This window comes from Pseudomonas sp. GW704-F2, from assembly GCF_059423025.1.
Genome location: NZ_JBWKXO010000001.1, coordinates 339,704 through 359,965, shown reverse-complemented (window position 1 = coordinate 359,965; position 20,262 = coordinate 339,704). Strand labels below are relative to the sequence as shown.

Sequence of the window (20,262 nt, the reverse complement as noted above, 5' to 3'; positions counted from 1 at the left end):
ATTGCCCGTGAGGCTTGACCATATAACACCCAAGCAATTTGCGAACTCGAAAGAGACCAGATTGCGGTGTGTGAAGACGAAACGAACCGAAAGTTCGACGCTTACAAAACACCGAAAACTATCACATACCCAATTTGCTGAAGCGAGGCCAGCTGGCCACGACTCAGTACCCGAATTTCTTGACGACCATAGAGCATTGGAACCACCTGATCCCATCCCGAACTCAGCAGTGAAACGATGCATCGCCGATGGTAGTGTGGGGTTTCCCCATGTGAGAGTAGGTCATCGTCAAGATTAAATTCCAGAACCCCTGTTTGCTTATGCAGACAGGGGTTTTGTTTTGGGCGGTCGGAAAGGGTCAAGTGGTTCATTGCGACGGCTGTCAGTGCTAAGGCCCGGCCTTTCTATGCAATGACCCTGCGCATGGCTATCATGCGTGCCTCATTGTGAGGCGATACTTGCATGCTGACGTTGTTAAAACTTCTGAAAGATGGTCGATTCCACTCCGGGGAAGCGCTGGGCGCCGCCCTGGGCGTCAGTCGCAGTGCTGTATGGAAGCAGCTTCAGCATCTTGAGGCTGAGTTAAACCTGCCCATCCACAAAGTGCGTGGCAGGGGGTACCAGTTGGCATCGCCGCTGGTGTTCTTGAATGCCGAAGACATCGCGCTGAAGGCGCCTTCCCTGGCGTGGCCTGTCCACATATCCGATTCCATTGACTCCACCAATGCTGAAGCCTTGCGCCTTGTCGATGCGGGGTGCGCGGCACCATTCCTGGTGCTCGCCGAGCAGCAGAGCGCCGGACGAGGTCGACGGGGGCGCAAGTGGGTCAGCCCGTTCGCTCAGAATGTGTATTACAGCCTCGTGCTGCGCATCGAGGGCGGTCTGCGGCAGCTAGAGGGGCTGAGCCTGGTTGTGGGGCTTGCGGTCATGCAGGCCTTGCGCGAGTCGGGCGTGCAAGGAGCTGCCTTGAAATGGCCAAACGATGTCTTGGTGGGGCAGAAGAAAATTGCCGGTATCCTGCTGGAGTTGGTCGGCGATCCTGCTGATATCTGCCACGTTGTGCTCGGGATCGGCATCAACGTAAATATGCAGAAAGTCGCGGCAATCGATCAGCAGTGGACGTCGGTGCAGCTTGAAACGGGCTCTCCCGTAGATCGCAATCTACTGGTGGCGCGGCTGGGGCTGCAGTTGCAACGTTACTTGGAGCGACACGCCGCCTCCGGCTTTGCGGCGCTTCAGGAGGAGTGGGAGCAGAATCACTTATGGCAGGGCAGGGCGGTGTCCCTCATTGCTGGAGTCAATCAGGTTGACGGGGTGGTTCTGGGGGTCGACCGCCAGGGTGCGTTGCGTTTGAGCGTCGATGGTGTTGAAAAAATATACAGCGGTGGTGAGCTAAGCCTGAGGTTGCGTGATGATTCTTGAGCTCGACTGTGGGAATAGCTTTATCAAATGGCGCGTACTTGAATCGGATCAGGCGAAAGCTTGCGCCGAAGGTGTTGTGGGGTCGGACCTCGCATTGATTGAAAGCCTGGCGGCGCTACCAGGCCTGTCGTTGGCGCGTTGCCGATTGGTGAGTGTTCGGGCTTCAGAAGAGACCAATAAGCTGGTCGAGGCTTTGCAAGGGGCTTTCGGTGTTGTCGTCTCCTGTGCTGTCCCCGCGCGTGAGATGGCTGGAGTGCGCAATGGCTATCAAGACTTCGAACGCCTTGGTCTTGATCGCTGGCTGGCGATGCTGGGTGGCTTCAAGTTGGCTTCGGGCGCGTGCCTGGTACTCGATTTTGGTACCGCAGCCACCGCCGATTTCATCGCGGCAGACGGCCAGCACCTGGGCGGCTTCATTTGCCCCGGCATGCCGTTGATGCGCAACCAGTTGCGCACGCACACCCGCAAGATACGCTACGACGACGCGGCGGCTGAGCGTGCCCTGGAGCGGCTCTCCCCCGGGCGCACGACCGCGGAGGCTGTCGAGCGTGGTTGTACGCTGATGCTCAGGGGCTTCGTGTTGACCCAGCTCGAGTTGGCCCGCAGCTACTGGGGTGATGATTTCACCGTATTCCTGACGGGTGGGGATGCTGATCTGGTCTCGGACGCCGTGCCGCAGGCGCGGTTGATCCCGGACCTGGTTTTCGTTGGTCTGGCCATGGCGTGTCCATTGTCCTGAGGTGTTTATGCGTTGGCTGTTTTTACTTTTACTCGTTCTTAATGCCTTCTATTACGTTTGGCATCAGCAAGAGGCGCCGTTGCGCGCCAAGGATGTCACGCCCCTGAGTCTGTATCGTGGCCCTCAGCAGGATATTCGACTGCTAAGCGAGTCCTCGGACTCGGTGTCCCGGCGTGATCGAGCAAAAGCGCCCGAGGCGCAGAATACCTGCTTATACATCGGCGGCTTTGCCGACCAGCGTCAGGCGCAGTCGCTTGAGCAGCGCCTCACGAGCCTGGATATAAAGGTCAAGGTTCAACTGTTGAGCACACCTGAGGCGTCCGGTTACTGGCTTCGTGTGGCCCCTGAAAGCCGGCGTCTGGCTGAGGATCTGCCGTTTGAAAACCTTGCTAAGGAATTCAATGAGTTAAAACATAAAATAATGCTGTGCGAAGGCATTGCAACTCTCGAATAGTTTGCATAGAATGGCGCCCGCTTCGCAGTGAAGACCTTTAAGGCCTACAGTGTGAAGCGAAGGTCAACGCAGCTAACCTCATATTTTTAATGAGAAAATGCTTGACAGAAGGCTGGCATGATGTAGAATGCCGGCTCGCTTAGGAGGGGTTCCCGAGCGGCCAAAGGGATCAGACTGTAAATCTGACGTCTACGACTTCGAAGGTTCGAATCCTTCCCCCTCCACCATTTTTAGCGTGAGCTGCAAGCTCCGCGGGTATAGTTTAGTGGTAGAACCTCAGCCTTCCAAGCTGATGATGCGGGTTCGATTCCCGCTACCCGCTCCAAGTTTGCAGGTTGTGCAGCGTGTTTTGCTCTTGTAGCTCAGTTGGTAGAGCACACCCTTGGTAAGGGTGAGGTCAGCGGTTCAAATCCGCTCAAGAGCTCCATATAACAAGGCAGATATGAAAATATCTGCCTTTGTTTTAACGGCTATCTCGGCTTGATTCTGTTGTAACGGGCGTTTTCGCCGGTTGGTTTCAAGTCTCTAGGGGTTGGCTGTTGTAAAGTCTTTTTCAGGCCTGCATAATGGTCGGCCTGATTTTGTTTTAGGTCAGTAGCTCAATTGGCAGAGCGACGGTCTCCAAAACCGTAGGTTGGGGGTTCGATTCCCTCCTGACCTGCCAGATTCACGTGGTGTATCTGGCTTTCTTTTCACAGGATCTTCATAGATGACTCCTAAGGCTGAAGCTCAAAGCTCTCGTTTCGATCTGATCAAGTGGCTCGCTGTAGTCGCATTGGTGGTCGTAGGCGTTGTTGGCAATCAGTACTATTCTGCTTCGCCGATCCTGTACCGCGTACTCGCTTTGCTCGCCCTCGCTGCTGTAGCTGCCTTTGTAGGCCTGCAGACTGCCAAAGGCAAGTCTTTCGCGGTCCTGGTAAAGGAAGCTCGCACCGAAATTCGTAAAGTCGTTTGGCCGACTCGCCAAGAAACCACGCAGACCACGTTGATTGTTGTGGCTGTTGTTCTGGTTATGGCGTTGCTGTTGTGGGGGCTTGATTCCCTGCTCGGCTGGCTTGTTTCCTTGATTGTTGGCTAAGGGTGTCCCGTGGCTAAGCGTTGGTACGTTGTGCATGCTTACTCGGGTTACGAGAAGCATGTTATGCGCTCTTTGCTGGAGCGCGTAAAGCTGGCAGGCATGGAAGATGGCTTCGGCGAAATTCTGGTTCCCACTGAAGAAGTGGTTGAAATGCGGAATGGGCAGAAGCGCAAGAGTGAACGCAAGTTCTTCCCAGGCTACGTGCTGGTTCAGATGGACATGAATGAAGGTACTTGGCACTTGGTCAAGGATACCCCTCGTGTCATGGGCTTCATTGGCGGTACTGCCGATAAGCCTGCTCCGATCACCGACAAAGAAGCAGAAGCGATTCTGCGTCGTGTTGCTGACGGTAGCGACAAGCCTAAGCCGAAGACGTTGTTCGAGCCGGGTGAGGTTGTTCGTGTCACCGATGGTCCGTTTGCTGATTTCAACGGCACCGTCGAAGAAGTTAACTACGAAAAGAGCCGGATCCAAGTGGCAGTGCTCATTTTCGGACGCTCTACTCCGGTAGAGTTGGAGTTCAGTCAGGTCGAAAAGGTCTAACTGAGCAAGCATCCCAACCCCGCAGCCTAGGCTGTGGGGTTTTGTCGTCACTGGGATAAACGCGCAAGTAACCGGGGAGCCTTTCGAGGCGTTCGAACCCGTAATTGGAGTGCCTCATGGCCAAGAAGATTACCGCTTACATCAAGCTGCAAGTGAAGGCCGCTCAGGCCAACCCTAGCCCACCCGTCGGTCCAGCTCTGGGTCAGCACGGCGTGAACATCATGGAATTCTGCAAGGCCTTCAACGCCCGTACTCAGGGTCTTGAGCCAGGTCTGCCGACTCCAGTGATCATCACTGTATACAGCGACCGTAGCTTCACCTTCGAAACCAAGTCGACCCCGGCTTCGGTTCTGTTGAAGAAAGCTGCTGGTCTGACTAGCGGTTCCGCTCGTCCTAACACCGTTAAGGTTGGCACCGTGACTCGTGCTCAGCTGGAAGAAATCGCGAAAACCAAAAACGCGGATCTGACTGCAGCTGATATGGATGCAGCCGTGCGTACCATCGCCGGTTCTGCTCGTAGCATGGGCCTTAACGTGGAGGGTGTGTAATGGCTAAGCTGACCAAGCGCCAAAAGGCTATCGCCGGCAAAATCGAAGCAGGCAAGGCCTACAACTTTGTAGACGCTGCTGCCCTGCTGACCGAGCTGTCGACTGTCAAGTTCAGCGAGTCGGTTGACGTTGCTGTGAACCTGGGTGTTGACCCACGTAAATCCGACCAGGTCGTTCGTAGCGCTACTGTGCTGCCACACGGTACTGGCAAGACTGTACGTGTTGCTGTCTTCACACAGGGTCCAGCAGCTGAAGCTGCTCTGGCCGCCGGCGCCGATCGCGTTGGCATGGACGACCTGGCTGCCGAAATGAAAGGCGGCGACCTGAACTATGACGTCGTTATTGCTTCCCCGGATGCAATGCGCGTTGTAGGTCAGTTGGGTCAGATCCTTGGTCCACGTGGCCTGATGCCTAACCCAAAAGTCGGCACCGTAACCCCAGACGTCGCTACCGCGGTTAAAAACGCCAAGGCTGGTCAGGTTCGTTATCGCACCGACAAAAACGGCATCATTCACACTTCCGTTGGCAAAGTCGGTTTCGATGCCGTCAAGCTGAAGGAAAACGTTGAAGCCCTGATCGCTGATCTGAAGCGTATCAAACCAGCTTCCTCGAAAGGCATCTACGTCAAGCGCGTTACCCTGAGCACCACTATGGGCCCAGGTCTGGTCATCGACCAAGGCTCGCTGGACGTATAAGACACAAGTTGGCGTGAGCGATCGCGCCAATTGAAAAAATTGGGGTCCCTGCCTGGCGGGGGCTATCCAAGACCGTAGGCGACGCAAGTCTTAAACCTCAAGCCTACGCAGATGGTGCTCCCGGTTCCTTACCGAATCAGACACCAAAACGACATCCGGCTTCGGCCAGATGAAACGGTAACAAGCAGGAGTTAAACCCGTGGCAATTAATCTCGAAGACAAGAAGGCCATCGTCGCTGAAGTCAACGAGGCTGCCAAAGCTGCTCTGTCCGCTGTCGTGGCTGATGCCCGTGGTGTGACAGTAGGCGCTATGACCGGACTCCGTAAAGAGGCTCGTGAAGCTGGCGTATACGTACGTGTTGTACGTAACACCCTGCTCAAGCGCGCTGTTGCTGACACTGAATACAGTGTCCTCAACGACGTGTTCACTGGCCCGACTCTGATCGCGTTCTCCAAAGAACATCCAGGCGCTGCTGCCCGTTTGTTCAAGGAATTCGCCAAGAGTCAGGACAAGTTCGAGATCAAGGCAGCTGCGTTCGAGGGCAAGTTCCTCGCAGCTAACCAAATCGACGTACTGGCAACACTGCCGACCCGTGACGAAGCTATTTCGCAACTGATGAGCGTGATTCAAGGCGCTACCAGCAAGCTGGCTCGTACTCTGGCTGCAGTTCGCGAGCAAAAAGAAGCTGCCGCAGCCTAAGGCTGAGCATTTTCTCTCGCGTATTTTTGTTTATTTCGATGGCCGCGTAGGCCGTCCCCCAATTCAGGAAATACAGTAATGTCTATCTCCCAAGAAGATATCCTCAACGCCGTAGCTGAAATGTCGGTTCTGCAGGTTGTTGAGCTGATCAAAGCTTTCGAAGAAAAATTCGGCGTTTCTGCTGCCGCTGCTTCCGCTGGCCCAGCCGCTGTTGCTGCTGTTGCTGAAGAGCAAACCGAATTCAACGTCATGCTGCTGGAAGCTGGCGAGAAGAAAGTAAACGTGATCAAGGCAGTTCGTGAACTGACCGGTCTGGGCCTGAAAGAAGCCAAGGCTGTAGTTGACGGCGCTCCTGCCATGGTTCTGGAAGCTGTTGCCAAAGACGCAGCTGACAAAGCCAAAGCAACTCTGGAAGAAGCAGGCGCTAAAGTCGAGCTGAAGTAAGCATCGACCTTGCGTCTCCAGCCCAAGCGTTAAGCTGAAGGCTGATGGCTGGTGGCTCTTGCCACCGGCCTTTTTCCGTTCTTGGCTGTCGACTCGGTCGCCGCCATTAACGTGCTGTAGCCACCCGGTGCGGTGGTGCAAACCAAGGGGTTTGCAAGATTTTCTGGCTGCTCCCGTCGGGAGGGCCAAACAAGCAGGTGACCAAGCTGGGGAACGCTGATGGCTTACTCATATACTGAGAAAAAACGTATCCGCAAGGACTTTAGCAAGTTGCCGGACGTCATGGATGTCCCGTACCTTCTGGCTATCCAGCTGGATTCGTATCGTGAATTCTTGCAGGCGGGAGCGACCAAAGATCAGTTCCGCGACGTGGGCCTGCATGCGGCCTTCAAATCCGTTTTCCCGATCATCAGCTACTCCGGCAATGCTGCGCTGGAGTACGTCGGTTATCGCCTGGGCGAACCGGCATTTGATGTCAAAGAATGCGTGTTGCGCGGTGTTACGTACGCCGTACCTTTGCGGGTAAAAGTCCGTCTGATCATTTTCGACAAAGAATCGTCGAACAAAGCGATCAAGGACATCAAAGAGCAAGAAGTCTACATGGGCGAAATCCCACTGATGACTGAAAACGGTACCTTCGTTATCAACGGTACCGAGCGTGTTATCGTTTCCCAGCTGCACCGTTCCCCGGGCGTGTTCTTCGACCACGACCGCGGCAAGACGCACAGCTCCGGTAAGCTCCTGTACTCCGCGCGGATCATTCCGTACCGTGGTTCGTGGTTGGACTTCGAGTTCGACCCGAAAGACTGCGTGTTCGTGCGTATCGACCGTCGTCGCAAGCTGCCGGCCTCGGTACTGCTGCGCGCGCTCGGCTATACCACTGAGCAAGTGCTTGATGCTTTCTACACCACCAACGTGTTCAGCCTGAAGGACGAAACCCTCAGCCTGGAACTGATCGCTTCGCGTCTGCGTGGTGAAATTGCTGTCCTGGATATCCAGGACGAAAATGGCAAGGTCATCGTTGAAGCCGGCCGCCGTATCACTGCGCGCCACATCAACCAGATCGAAAAAGCCGGTATCAAGTCGCTGGAAGTGCCTCTGGACTACGTCCTGGGTCGCACGACCGCCAAGGTCATCGTTCACCCGGCCACAGGCGAAATCCTGGCTGAGTGCAACACCGAGCTGAACACCGAGATCCTGGCAAAAATCGCCAAGGCCCAGGTTGTTCGCATCGAGACCTTGTACACCAACGATATCGACTGCGGTCCGTTCGTCTCCGACACCCTGAAGATCGACTCCACCAGCAACCAATTGGAAGCGCTGGTCGAGATCTATCGCATGATGCGTCCTGGCGAGCCACCGACCAAAGACGCTGCCGAAACCCTGTTCAACAACCTGTTCTTCAGCCCTGAGCGCTATGACCTGTCTGCGGTCGGCCGGATGAAGTTCAACCGTCGTATCGGTCGTACCGAGATCGAAGGTTCGGGCGTGCTGTGCAAGGAAGACATCGTTGCGGTCCTGAAGACTCTGGTCGACATCCGTAACGGCAAAGGCATCGTCGATGACATCGACCACCTGGGTAACCGTCGTGTTCGCTGCGTAGGCGAAATGGCCGAGAACCAGTTCCGCGTTGGCCTGGTACGTGTTGAGCGTGCGGTCAAAGAGCGTCTGTCGATGGCTGAAAGCGAAGGCCTGATGCCGCAAGACTTGATCAACGCCAAGCCAGTGGCTGCGGCGGTGAAAGAGTTCTTCGGTTCCAGCCAGCTCTCGCAGTTCATGGACCAGAACAACCCGCTCTCCGAGATCACCCACAAGCGCCGTGTATCTGCACTGGGCCCGGGCGGTCTGACCCGTGAGCGTGCTGGCTTCGAAGTCCGTGACGTACACCCGACGCACTACGGTCGTGTTTGCCCGATCGAAACGCCGGAAGGTCCGAACATCGGTCTGATCAACTCCCTGGCCGCCTATGCGCGCACCAACCAGTACGGCTTCCTTGAGAGCCCGTACCGTGTGGTGAAAGACGCTCTGGTCACCGACGAGATCGTATTCCTGTCCGCCATCGAAGAAGCCGATCACGTGATCGCTCAGGCTTCGGCCACGATGAACGAGAAGAAAGTCCTGGTCGACGAGCTGGTAGCTGTTCGTCACTTGAACGAGTTCACCGTCAAGGCGCCGGAAGACGTCACCTTGATGGACGTATCGCCCAAGCAGGTAGTTTCGGTCGCCGCGTCGCTGATCCCGTTCCTGGAACACGATGACGCCAACCGTGCGTTGATGGGTTCCAACATGCAGCGTCAAGCTGTACCGACCCTGCGTGCTGACAAGCCGCTGGTAGGTACCGGCATGGAGCGTAACGTAGCCCGTGACTCCGGCGTTTGCGTCGTGGCTCGTCGTGGCGGCGTGATCGACTCCGTTGATGCCAGCCGTATCGTGGTGCGTGTTGCCGATGACGAAGTTGAAACTGGCGAAGCCGGTGTCGACATCTACAACCTGACCAAATACACCCGCTCGAACCAGAACACCTGCATCAACCAGCGTCCGCTGGTGCGTAAGGGTGATCGCGTTCAGCGTAGCGACATCATGGCTGACGGCCCGTCCACCGACATGGGTGAACTGGCACTGGGCCAGAACATGCGTATCGCGTTCATGGCGTGGAACGGCTTCAACTTCGAAGACTCCATCTGCCTGTCCGAGCGTGTGGTTCAAGAAGACCGCTTCACCACGATCCACATCCAGGAACTGACCTGTGTGGCGCGTGATACCAAGCTTGGGCCAGAGGAAATCACTGCAGACATCCCGAACGTGGGTGAAGCTGCACTGAACAAGCTGGACGAAGCCGGTATCGTTTACGTAGGTGCTGAAGTTGGCGCAGGCGACATCCTGGTCGGTAAGGTCACTCCGAAAGGCGAGACCCAACTGACTCCGGAAGAGAAGCTGTTGCGTGCCATCTTCGGTGAAAAAGCCAGCGACGTTAAAGACACCTCCCTGCGCGTACCGACCGGTACCAAAGGTACTGTCATCGACGTACAGGTCTTCACCCGTGACGGCGTTGAGCGTGATGCTCGTGCACTGTCCATCGAGAAGACCCAGCTCGACGAGATCCGCAAGGACCTGAACGAAGAGTTCCGTATCGTTGAAGGCGCGACCTTCGAACGTCTGCGTTCCGCTCTGGTAGGCCACAAGGCCGAAGGCGGCGCGGGCCTGAAGAAAGGTCAGGACATCACCGACGAAGTCCTCGATGGTCTTGAGCACGGCCAGTGGTTCAAACTGCGCATGGCTGAAGACGCTCTGAACGAGCAGCTCGAGAAGGCCCAGGCCTACATCGTCGATCGCCGCCGTCTGCTGGACGACAAGTTCGAAGACAAGAAGCGCAAACTGCAGCAGGGCGATGACCTGGCTCCAGGCGTGCTGAAAATCGTCAAGGTCTACCTGGCAATCCGTCGCCGCATCCAACCGGGCGACAAGATGGCCGGTCGTCACGGTAACAAGGGTGTGGTCTCCGTGATCATGCCGGTTGAAGACATGCCGCACGATGCCAATGGCACCCCGGTCGACGTCGTCCTCAACCCGTTGGGCGTACCTTCGCGTATGAACGTTGGTCAGATCCTCGAAACCCACCTGGGCCTCGCGGCCAAAGGTCTGGGCGAGAAGATCAACCGTATGATCGAAGAGCAGCGCAAGGTTGCTGACCTGCGCAAGTTCCTGCACGAGATCTACAACGAGATCGGCGGCCGCAAAGAAGAGCTGGATACCTTCTCCGACCAGGAAATCCTGGATCTGGCGAAGAACCTGCGCGGCGGCGTTCCAATGGCTACCCCGGTGTTCGACGGTGCCAAGGAAAGCGAAATCAAGGCCATGCTGAAACTGGCAGACCTGCCCGAAAGCGGCCAGATGCAACTGTTCGACGGCCGCACCGGCAACAAGTTCGAGCGCCCGGTTACTGTTGGCTACATGTACATGCTGAAGCTGAACCACTTGGTAGACGACAAGATGCACGCTCGTTCTACCGGTTCGTACAGCCTGGTTACCCAGCAGCCGCTGGGTGGTAAGGCTCAGTTCGGTGGTCAGCGTTTCGGGGAGATGGAGGTCTGGGCACTGGAAGCATACGGTGCTGCTTACACTCTGCAAGAAATGCTCACAGTGAAGTCGGACGATGTGAACGGTCGGACCAAGATGTACAAAAACATCGTGGACGGCGATCACCGTATGGAGCCGGGCATGCCCGAGTCCTTCAACGTGTTGATCAAAGAAATTCGTTCCCTCGGCATCGATATCGATCTGGAAACCGAATAACACGTGACGCGAATCGAGAGCGGGGCTATTTGGCCCGCTCTCTGCTCCGCCAGGAGGAAAGGCCTTGAAAGACCTACTGAATTTGCTGAAAAACCAGGGTCAAGTCGAAGAGTTCGACGCCATCCGTATTGGACTGGCATCGCCTGAGATGATCCGTTCGTGGTCGTTCGGTGAAGTTAAAAAGCCGGAAACCATCAACTACCGTACGTTCAAACCCGAGCGTGACGGCCTGTTCTGCGCCAAGATCTTTGGCCCGGTAAAGGATTACGAGTGCCTGTGCGGTAAGTACAAGCGCTTGAAGCACCGTGGTGTGATCTGCGAGAAGTGCGGCGTTGAAGTTGCACTGGCCAAGGTTCGTCGTGAGCGCATGGCGCACATCGAACTGGCTTCGCCGGTTGCCCATATCTGGTTCCTGAAATCGCTGCCGTCCCGTATCGGCTTGCTGATGGACATGACCCTGCGTGATATCGAACGCGTTCTCTACTTCGAGAGCTATGTCGTTATCGATCCAGGCATGACCACCCTTGAAAAAGGTCAGCTGCTGAACGACGAGCAGTACTTCGAAGCGCTGGAAGAGTTTGGCGACGATTTCGATGCCCGCATGGGTGCCGAAGCTGTCCGCGAACTGCTGCACGCTATCGACCTGGAACACGAGATTGGCCGTCTGCGTGAAGAAATTCCGCAAACCAACTCCGAAACCAAAATCAAGAAGCTGTCCAAGCGTCTGAAGTTGATGGAAGCCTTCCAGGGTTCCGGCAACTTGCCAGAGTGGATGGTGCTGACCGTTCTGCCGGTTCTGCCGCCAGACCTGCGTCCGCTGGTACCGTTGGACGGTGGTCGTTTCGCGACGTCCGACCTCAACGACCTGTACCGCCGCGTGATCAACCGTAACAACCGCTTGAAGCGCCTGCTCGATCTGTCCGCTCCGGACATCATCGTGCGCAACGAAAAGCGTATGTTGCAAGAAGCCGTCGATGCCCTGCTCGACAACGGTCGTCGTGGCCGCGCTATCACCGGTTCGAACAAGCGTCCTCTGAAATCCCTGGCTGACATGATCAAGGGTAAGCAAGGTCGTTTCCGTCAGAACTTGCTCGGTAAGCGTGTTGACTACTCCGGTCGTTCGGTAATTACCGTAGGCCCGACCCTGCGTCTGCACCAGTGCGGTCTGCCTAAGAAGATGGCCCTTGAGCTGTTCAAGCCGTTCATCTTTGGCAAGCTGGAAATGCGCGGTCTCGCGACCACGATCAAAGCGGCCAAGAAAATGGTCGAGCGCGAACTGCCAGAGGTTTGGGACGTTCTCGCTGAAGTGATCCGCGAACACCCGGTTCTCCTCAACCGTGCGCCGACCCTTCACCGTCTGGGTATCCAGGCGTTTGAACCGGTACTGATCGAAGGTAAGGCTATCCAGCTGCACCCTCTGGTCTGTGCTGCGTACAACGCCGACTTCGACGGCGACCAAATGGCCGTGCACGTACCGCTGACACTGGAAGCCCAGTTGGAAGCGCGTGCGTTGATGATGTCGACCAACAACATCCTGTCGCCAGCCAACGGTGAGCCAATCATCGTTCCGTCGCAGGACGTTGTATTGGGTCTGTACTACATGACCCGTGAAGCGATCAACGCCAAGGGCGAAGGTCGTGTGTTCGCTGACCTGCAGGAAGTTGACCGTGTGTTCCGTGCCGGCGAAGCCGCACTGCACGCCAAGGTCAAAGTGCGGATTCACGAAACCGTGAACGACCGTGACGGCGGCAGCGTGAGCAATGTCCGTATCGTCGACACCACTGTCGGCCGTGCGCTGTTGTACCAGGTTGTGCCAAAAGGTTTGTCTTACGACGTCGTCAACCTGCCGATGAAGAAAAAGGCGATCTCCAAGCTGATCAACCAGTGCTACCGCGTGGTTGGTCTGAAAGAGACCGTGATCTTCGCTGACCAGTTGATGTACACCGGTTTTGCCTATTCGACCATTTCCGGCGTTTCCATCGGTGTTAACGACTTCGTTATCCCGGATGAAAAAGCCCGCATCATCAGTGCTGCCACCGATGAAGTGAAAGAGATCGAAAGCCAGTACGCCTCCGGCCTGGTAACCCAGGGCGAGAAGTACAACAAAGTGATCGACCTTTGGTCCAAGGCCAACGACGAAGTGTCGAAGGCGATGATGGCTAACCTCTCGAAAGAGAAGGTTATCGACCGTCATGGCGTAGAAGTCGATCAAGAGTCTTTCAACTCGATGTACATGATGGCCGACTCGGGCGCACGGGGTTCTGCTGCGCAGATCCGTCAGCTCGCCGGTATGCGTGGCCTGATGGCCAAGCCGGACGGTTCCATCATCGAAACGCCGATTACTGCGAACTTCCGTGAAGGTTTGAGCGTACTTCAGTACTTCATCTCTACTCACGGTGCTCGTAAAGGTCTGGCGGATACCGCGTTGAAAACCGCTAACTCCGGTTACCTGACTCGTCGTCTGGTAGACGTTGCACAAGATCTGGTTGTAACCGAGATCGATTGCGGCACCGAGCACGGCCTGCTGATGACACCGCACATTGAAGGCGGTGACGTTGTAGAGCCGCTGGGTGAGCGCGTATTGGGCCGTGTTATTGCCCGTGACGTATTCAAGCCGGGTACCGAGGAAATTATCGTTCCTGCCGGCACCCTGGTTGACGAGAAGTGGGTCGAGTTCATCGAACTCAACAGCATCGACGAAGTGATCGTTCGTTCGCCGATCAGCTGCGAAACCCGCTTCGGCATTTGCGCCAAGTGCTATGGCCGTGACTTGGCTCGTGGTCACCAGGTGAACATCGGTGAAGCGGTCGGCGTTATCGCTGCCCAGTCCATCGGTGAGCCGGGTACCCAGCTGACCATGCGTACATTCCACATCGGTGGTGCGGCAAGCCGGACCTCCGCAGCCGACAGCGTTCAGGTGAAGAATGGCGGTACCGTCCGCCTGCACAACCTCAAGCACGTTGAGCGAGTGGATGGTTGCCTGGTTGCGGTGTCCCGTTCCGGTGAGCTGGCAATCGCTGATGACTACGGTCGTGAGCGTGAGCGCTACAAGCTGCCGTATGGTGCTGTGATTTCGGTTAAAGAAGGTGACAAGGTCGACGCTGGCGCAATCGTGGCCAAGTGGGATCCGCACACTCACCCAATCGTTACCGAAATGAAAGGTACCGTGACCTACGTGGGCATGGAAGAAGGCATCACGATCAAGCGTCAGACTGACGAATTGACCGGTATGACCAACATTGAAGTCCTCGACGCGAAAGATCGTCCAGCTGCCGGTAAAGACATCCGTCCTGCCGTGAAGATGGTCGATGACAACGGCAAGGATCTGTTGCTGCCAGGCACTGACGTAATCGCTCAGTACTTCCTGCCAGCCAACGCCCTGGTCGGTGTAGCGGATGGTGCGAAGATCGCGATCGGTGACGTTATCGCGCGTATCCCGCAAGAGACTTCGAAGACCCGTGACATCACCGGTGGTCTGCCGCGTGTTGCCGACTTGTTCGAAGCTCGTCGTCCGAAAGAAGCGTCGATTCTGGCTGAAGTCAGCGGCACCATCGCGTTCGGTAAAGAGACCAAGGGCAAGCGCCGTCTGGTCATTACCCCGAACGACGGTAGCGATCCGTATGAAGAGCTGATTCCGAAGTGGCGTCACCTGAACGTGTTCGAAGGCGAACAGGTAAACCGCGGCGAAGTTATCTCCGACGGTCCGAGCGATCCACACGACATCCTGCGTCTGCTGGGTGTGAGTGCGCTGGCCAAGTACATCGTTAACGAGATCCAGGACGTTTACCGTCTGCAAGGCGTGAAGATCAACGATAAGCACATCGAGACCATCCTGCGTCAGATGCTGCGTAAAGTTGAAATCGCTGAATCCGGCGATTCCAGTTTCATCAAGGGCGACCAGATGGAACTGACTCACGTACTGGTAGAAAACGAACGTCTGGCAGCCGACGAGAAATTTGTTTCCAAATTTACTCGTGTACTGCTGGGTATCACCAAGGCGTCGTTGTCCACTGAGTCGTTCATCTCGGCGGCCTCCTTCCAGGAGACCACTCGCGTACTGACCGAAGCAGCGGTAACCGGCAAGCGCGATTACCTGCGCGGCCTGAAAGAAAACGTGGTTGTGGGTCGTCTGATCCCAGCCGGTACCGGTTTGGCTTACCACAGCGAGCGCAAGCGCCGCCGTGACGCTGACAAGCCGTTGCGCGTAAGCGCCAGTGAAGTGGAAGCTGCACTGACCGAAGCGCTGAACTCAAGCGGTAACTGAGTTCTGCGATAAATAAGTCTGGGCCCTGGCAGCCCCCATTCGTCGGATCGAGGCAGTTTTGCCCCGGTTCGTTGAGAGGGGAGGTCGGGGCCTTGCCTTGACTGGGGGCAAGATCCTCTTTAGACTCTTGTACCCCTAAATTTGGCGGGAATTCGTTCCTGCCATTTTGCTTTTCTTGCAAGACAATAGCGTCGCAAGACAACAGTGGAGCTAGTAGATGGCAACTATCAACCAGCTGGTACGTCAGCCGCGTAAGCGTATCGTCGAGAAATCCGACGTACCTGCGCTGCAGAACTGCCCGCAACGTCGTGGCGTATGCACTCGCGTGTATACCACTACGCCGAAAAAACCTAACTCGGCACTGCGTAAAGTATGCCGTGTGCGTCTGACCAACGGTTTCGAGGTTTCCTCGTACATCGGCGGTGAAGGCCACAACCTGCAAGAGCACAGCGTGGTACTGATCCGCGGCGGTCGTGTAAAAGACTTGCCAGGTGTTCGTTACCACACCGTACGCGGCTCCTTGGATACTTCCGGCGTTAAAGGTCGTAACCAGGGTCGTTCGAAGTACGGTACCAAGAAGCCTAAGTAGTAGCGGCTTTTTGTAAAACTGAATCATCTTATTTTCTGAGTCGATAAGAGTAAGGTCGGAGGCGTCCCGAAAGGGCACCGATTCCGAGCGAACCTGAAGACCGTTTGAGGGCTTATCCATGCCAAGAAGACGCGTAGCAGCCAAGCGCGAAGTGCTTGACGATCCAAAATACGGAAGCCAAATCCTGGCCAAGTTCATGAACCACGTGATGGAAAGCGGCAAGAAAGCCGTTGCCGAGCGTATCGTTTATGGCGCGCTGGAAAAGGTTAAAGAACGCAAGAACAGCGACCCCCTGGAAATCTTCGAGAAAGCTCTCGACGCCATCGCTCCGCTGGTCGAAGTGAAGTCGCGCCGTGTAGGCGGTGCTACTTACCAGGTTCCGGTTGAAGTTCGTCCGTCCCGTCGTAACGCCCTGGCAATGCGCTGGTTGGTAGACTTCGCCCGTAAGCGTGGCGAGAAGTCTATGGCTCTGCGTTTGGCTGGCGAACTGTTGGACGCTGCTGAAGGTAAAGGCGCTGCTGTTAAGAAGCGTGAAGACGTGCACCGTATGGCTGAAGCTAACAAGGCTTTCTCGCACTACCGCTTCTAAATCCAGCGTCACTCAATTTGCGAGGGCTTTATGGCTCGTACTACACCGATTAATCGCTACCGTAACATTGGTATCGTTGCTCACGTGGATGCTGGTAAAACCACCACCACCGAGCGCGTCCTTTTTTACACCGGCAAAAGTCACAAGATGGGCGAGGTGCATGACGGCGCCGCGACCACAGACTGGATGGTTCAGGAGCAGGAGCGTGGTATTACCATTACTTCTGCTGCTATTACCGCCTTCTGGAAAGGTTCCGAGAAGCAGTACAAAGACGAGCACCGCTTCAACGTTATCGATACCCCAGGCCACGTAGACTTCACCATTGAAGTTGAACGTTCCCTGCGTGTGCTCGACGGCGCTGTCGTTGTGTTCTGCGGTACCTCGGGTGTTGAGCCTCAGTCGGAAACCGTATGGCGTCAAGCCAACAAATACGGCGTTCCACGTCTTGTTTACGTAAACAAGATGGACCGTGCTGGTGCCAACTTCCTGCGCGTGATCGGTCAGATCAAGCAGCGTCTGGGTCACACTCCGGTGCCAATTCAATTGGCAATCGGTTCCGAAGATAACTTCCAGGGCCAGATCGATCTGATCGCCATGGAAGCCGTCTACTGGAATGACGCCGACAAAGGTATGGTTCCTGTTCGTAAGCCTATCCCTGCTGAACTGCAGGAGCTGGCTGACGAGTGGCGTAACAACATGGTTGAGGCTGCTGCCGAAGCCAGCGAAGAGCTGATGAACAAGTACCTCGAAGGTGAAGAACTCACCAACGCGGAAATCAAGGCCGCTCTGCGTCAGCGTACTATCGCTGGTGAGATCGTCTTGGCTGTTTGTGGTTCTTCCTTCAAGAACAAGGGTGTTCCCCTGGTTCTCGACGCCGTTATCGACTACCTGCCTGCTCCAACCGACATTCCTGCTATCAAGGGTACCAACCCTGATAACGAGGAAGAAGAGATGGAGCGTCACGCCGATGACAGCGAGCCGTTCTCGGCTCTGGCGTTCAAGATCGCAACCGACCCATTCGTGGGTACCTTGACTTTCGTCCGCGTTTACTCGGGCGTGTTGGCCTCCGGCGACGGCGTGATCAACTCGGTTAAAGGTAAGAAAGAGCGCGTGGGTCGTATGGTGCAAATGCACGCAAACGCCCGTGAAGAGATCAAGGAAGTGCGCGCTGGTGACATCGCGGCCCTGATCGGCATGAAGGACGTCACCACTGGTGAAACTTTGTGCGACGCTGCTAAGCCAATCATCCTGGTTCGTATGGACTTCCCGGAGCCGGTTATTTCGGTTGCCGTAGAGCCTAAGACCAAGGATGACCAGGAAAAAATGGGTATCGCTCTGGGCAAACTTGCTCAGGAAGATCCATCTTTCCGCGTCAAGACTGATGAAGAGACTGGTCAAACGATCATCTCCGGCATGGGCGAGTTGCACCTGGACATCCTGGTTGACCGGATGCGCCGTGAGTTCAACGTCGAAGCCAACATCGGTAAGCCTCAGGTTTCCTATCGTGAGCGCATCACGAAGAACTGTGAAATCGAAGGCAAGTTCGTTCGTCAGTCCGGCGGTCGTGGTCAGTTCGGTCACTGCTGGATCCGTTTTGCTCCTGCTGACGAAGGTCAGGAAGGTCTGCAATTCGTGAACGAAGTAGTAGGTGGTGTTGTTCCTAAGGAATACATCCCTGCTATCCAGAAGGGTATCGAAGAGCAGATGAAGAACGGTGTTGTCGCCGGCTATCCGCTGATCGGCCTGAAAGCAACCGTTTTTGACGGTTCTTACCACGACGTCGACTCCAACGAGATGGCGTTCAAGGTGGCTGCTTCCATGGCAACCAAGCAACTGGCCCAGAAGGGCGGTGGTGAGTTGCTTGAGCCAATCATGGCGGTAGAAGTTGTTACACCTGAAGACTATATGGGTGATGTCATGGGCGACCTTAACCGTCGTCGCGGCATGATCTTGGGTATGGAAGACACGGTTTCCGGCAAAGTGATTCGCGCCGAGGTTCCGTTGGGTGAGATGTTCGGTTATGCGACCGACGTTCGCTCCATGTCCCAGGGTCGCGCAAGCTACTCTATGGAATTCAAAAAATACAACACAGCTCCGGCGCACATCGCTGAAACTGTATCCAAAAAACAAGGCTGATTCAGTCCTTTAGGCAAGGAGTTAATTGTCGTGGCTAAAGAAAAATTTGATCGTTCCCTACCGCACGTCAACGTTGGCACCATCGGTCACGTTGACCACGGTAAAACCACTCTGACTGCTGCTCTGACTCGCGTTTGCTCCGAAGTATTCGGTTCCGCAATCGTTGATTTCGATAAAATCGACAGCGCACCAGAAGAAAAAGCTCGTGGTATCACCATCAACACCGCGCACGTCGAGTACAACTCGAAGATTCGTCACTACGCTCACGTTGACTGCCCAGGTCACGCTGACTATGTGAAGAACATGATCACTGGTGCTGCCCAGATGGACGGCGCGATCCTGGTTTGCTCGGCCGCTGATGGTCCGATGCCACAAACCCGTGAGCACATCCTGCTGTCCCGTCAGGTAGGCGTTCCGTACATCGTGGTTTTCCTGAACAAGGCTGACCTGGTAGACGACGCTGAGCTGCTGGAACTGGTTGAGATGGAAGTGCGCGATCTGCTGAGCACTTACGACTTCCCAGGCGACGACACTCCGATCATCATCGGTTCTGCTCGTATGGCGCTGGAAGGCAAAGACGACAACGAAATGGGCACCACTGCCGTTCGTAAACTGGTTGAAACTCTGGACAGCTACATCCCAGAACCAGTTCGTCTGACCGACAAGCCATTCCTGATGCCAATCGAAGACGTATTCTCGATCTCGGGTCGCGGTACTGTTGTGACTGGTCGTATCGAACGTGGTATCGTTCGCGTTCAAGACCCACTGGAAATCGTTGGTCTGCGTGACACCACCGTTACCACTTGCACCGGTGTTGAAATGTTCCGCAAGCTGCTCGACGAAGGTCGTGCTGGCGAGAACTGTGGCGTACTGCTGCGCGGCACCAAGCGTGATGACGTTGAACGTGGTCAGGTTCTGGTTAAGCCAGGTACCGTTAAGCCGCACACCAAGTTCACCGCAGAAGTTTACGTTCTGAGCAAGGAAGAAGGCGGTCGTCACACTCCGTTCTTCAAAGGCTACCGTCCACAGTTCTACTTCCGTACTACTGACGTGACTGGTAACTGCGAACTGCCAGAAGGCGTTGAAATGGTAATGCCAGGTGATAACATTCAAATGACTGTTACCCTGATCAAAACCATCGCAATGGAAGACGGTCTGCGCTTCGCTATCCGTGAAGGCGGCCGTACCGTTGGTGCTGGCGTTGTAGCTAAAATCATCGAGTAAGCTCTTTTTTGAGTTAGCTTCGAGGTTTTGAAAAAGCCCCCGCTCAGCGGGGGCTTTTTTTATTGGGTTGACACCTATCTGGGGCGTCTATAGAATTGCGCCTCCTTTTAACGGGCGTATTGCGCTCGCTGGGAATAGCAGCCGGAGTCTGAAATCCAATGCAAAATCAGCAAATCCGTATCAGGTTGAAGGCTTTTGACCATCGCCTGATCGACCAATCCACCCAGGAAATCGTGGAAACCGCGAAACGTACTGGTGCTCAAGTGCGTGGTCCAATTCCACTGCCTACCCGTAAAGAGCGGTTCACCGTTCTGGTCTCCCCGCACGTCAACAAAGACGCGCGTGACCAGTACGAGATCCGTACTCATAAGCGCGTACTGGACATCGTCCAGCCAACGGATAAAACCGTTGATGCACTTATGAAGCTTGATCTGGCGGCCGGTGTGGAAGTACAGATCAGCCTCGGCTAAGACTTGGGTCTTAGTCGTGTAACGCTCTGAAATGGGCGGCCATAGCGGGTGAAAGCCCCGTACACTCATGAGGT

The 20,262-nt window shown here is 55.6% G+C and carries 16 protein-coding genes, 4 tRNA genes and 1 rRNA gene; all 21 read left to right on the top strand.

Annotated features, from left to right (window positions below; genetic code table 11):
- The first annotated feature begins 178 nt into the window (after positions 1-178).
- Positions 179-294, top strand: a 5S ribosomal RNA gene (rrf, locus tag AC07W0_RS01770).
- Between the two features lie 168 nt (positions 295-462).
- Positions 463-1,422: a bifunctional biotin--[acetyl-CoA-carboxylase] ligase/biotin operon repressor BirA gene (gene birA / locus AC07W0_RS01765; RefSeq protein ID WP_017848794.1), complete on the top strand. Its 960-nt coding sequence runs from the start codon at positions 463-465 to the stop codon at positions 1,420-1,422.
- The gene (locus AC07W0_RS01760) at positions 1,412-2,161 is read left to right on the top strand and encodes a pantothenate kinase (protein WP_017848795.1); all 750 of its coding nucleotides are present in this window, start codon (positions 1,412-1,414) and stop codon (positions 2,159-2,161) included. Before birA ends, AC07W0_RS01760 begins: the two co-directional genes overlap by 11 nt.
- Before the next feature lie 7 nt (positions 2,162-2,168).
- Entirely contained in the window at positions 2,169-2,615 is a 447-nt protein-coding gene (locus AC07W0_RS01755) for a hypothetical protein (RefSeq protein ID WP_017848796.1), read from the top strand.
- 142 nt (positions 2,616-2,757) lie between these two features.
- Positions 2,758-2,842, top strand: a tRNA-Tyr gene (locus AC07W0_RS01750).
- 24 nt (positions 2,843-2,866) lie between these two features.
- Positions 2,867-2,940, top strand: a tRNA-Gly gene (locus AC07W0_RS01745).
- A gap of 26 nt (positions 2,941-2,966) precedes the next feature.
- Positions 2,967-3,042 (top strand) — tRNA-Thr (locus tag AC07W0_RS01740).
- 161 nt (positions 3,043-3,203) lie between these two features.
- A tRNA-Trp gene (locus tag AC07W0_RS01735) sits at positions 3,204-3,279 on the top strand.
- A gap of 45 nt (positions 3,280-3,324) precedes the next feature.
- Positions 3,325-3,693 carry a preprotein translocase subunit SecE gene (secE, locus tag AC07W0_RS01730; RefSeq protein WP_046486494.1) on the top strand — a complete coding sequence of 123 codons (369 nt, stop codon included), beginning with the start codon at positions 3,325-3,327 and terminating at the stop codon, positions 3,691-3,693.
- 9 nt (positions 3,694-3,702) lie between these two features.
- Positions 3,703-4,236 (top strand): transcription termination/antitermination protein NusG, encoded by a 534-nt coding sequence (gene nusG / locus AC07W0_RS01725; protein WP_003176436.1) that lies wholly within the window; start codon positions 3,703-3,705, stop codon positions 4,234-4,236.
- Positions 4,237-4,352: 116 nt separating this feature from the next.
- Positions 4,353-4,784: a 50S ribosomal protein L11 gene (gene rplK, locus AC07W0_RS01720; protein ID WP_003176435.1), complete on the top strand. Its 432-nt coding sequence runs from the start codon at positions 4,353-4,355 to the stop codon at positions 4,782-4,784.
- A complete protein-coding gene (rplA, locus tag AC07W0_RS01715; protein WP_003232403.1) occupies positions 4,784-5,479 on the top strand; it encodes a 50S ribosomal protein L1 in 696 nt (231 codons plus the stop codon). The genes rplK and rplA overlap by 1 nt, the downstream gene beginning before the upstream one ends.
- Before the next feature lie 199 nt (positions 5,480-5,678).
- Complete coding sequence (gene rplJ, locus AC07W0_RS01710; RefSeq protein ID WP_016969477.1) at positions 5,679-6,179, top strand: 50S ribosomal protein L10; 501 nt, start codon at positions 5,679-5,681, stop codon at positions 6,177-6,179.
- A 78-nt stretch (positions 6,180-6,257) separates the two neighbouring features.
- Positions 6,258-6,623, top strand: coding sequence for a 50S ribosomal protein L7/L12 (gene rplL, locus AC07W0_RS01705; RefSeq protein WP_017848797.1), 366 nt, complete (start codon positions 6,258-6,260; stop codon positions 6,621-6,623).
- A gap of 219 nt (positions 6,624-6,842) precedes the next feature.
- Positions 6,843-10,916, top strand: coding sequence for a DNA-directed RNA polymerase subunit beta (gene rpoB, locus AC07W0_RS01700; RefSeq protein WP_017848798.1), 4,074 nt, complete (start codon positions 6,843-6,845; stop codon positions 10,914-10,916).
- Between the two features lie 64 nt (positions 10,917-10,980).
- A complete protein-coding gene (gene rpoC, locus AC07W0_RS01695; RefSeq protein WP_017848799.1) occupies positions 10,981-15,180 on the top strand; it encodes a DNA-directed RNA polymerase subunit beta' in 4,200 nt (1,399 codons plus the stop codon).
- Between the two features lie 217 nt (positions 15,181-15,397).
- Positions 15,398-15,769: a 30S ribosomal protein S12 gene (gene rpsL / locus AC07W0_RS01690; RefSeq protein WP_002555494.1), complete on the top strand. Its 372-nt coding sequence runs from the start codon at positions 15,398-15,400 to the stop codon at positions 15,767-15,769.
- 118 nt (positions 15,770-15,887) lie between these two features.
- Entirely contained in the window at positions 15,888-16,358 is a 471-nt protein-coding gene (rpsG, locus tag AC07W0_RS01685; RefSeq protein WP_002555493.1) for a 30S ribosomal protein S7, read from the top strand.
- Positions 16,359-16,388: 30 nt separating this feature from the next.
- The gene (gene fusA, locus AC07W0_RS01680) at positions 16,389-18,494 is read left to right on the top strand and encodes an elongation factor G (protein WP_017848800.1); all 2,106 of its coding nucleotides are present in this window, start codon (positions 16,389-16,391) and stop codon (positions 18,492-18,494) included.
- 30 nt (positions 18,495-18,524) lie between these two features.
- Complete coding sequence (gene tuf / locus AC07W0_RS01675) at positions 18,525-19,718, top strand: elongation factor Tu (RefSeq protein WP_017848801.1); 1,194 nt, start codon at positions 18,525-18,527, stop codon at positions 19,716-19,718.
- A gap of 158 nt (positions 19,719-19,876) precedes the next feature.
- Positions 19,877-20,188 (top strand): 30S ribosomal protein S10, encoded by a 312-nt coding sequence (gene rpsJ / locus AC07W0_RS01670; protein ID WP_003186070.1) that lies wholly within the window; start codon positions 19,877-19,879, stop codon positions 20,186-20,188.
- Positions 20,189-20,262: the final 74 nt, after the last annotated feature.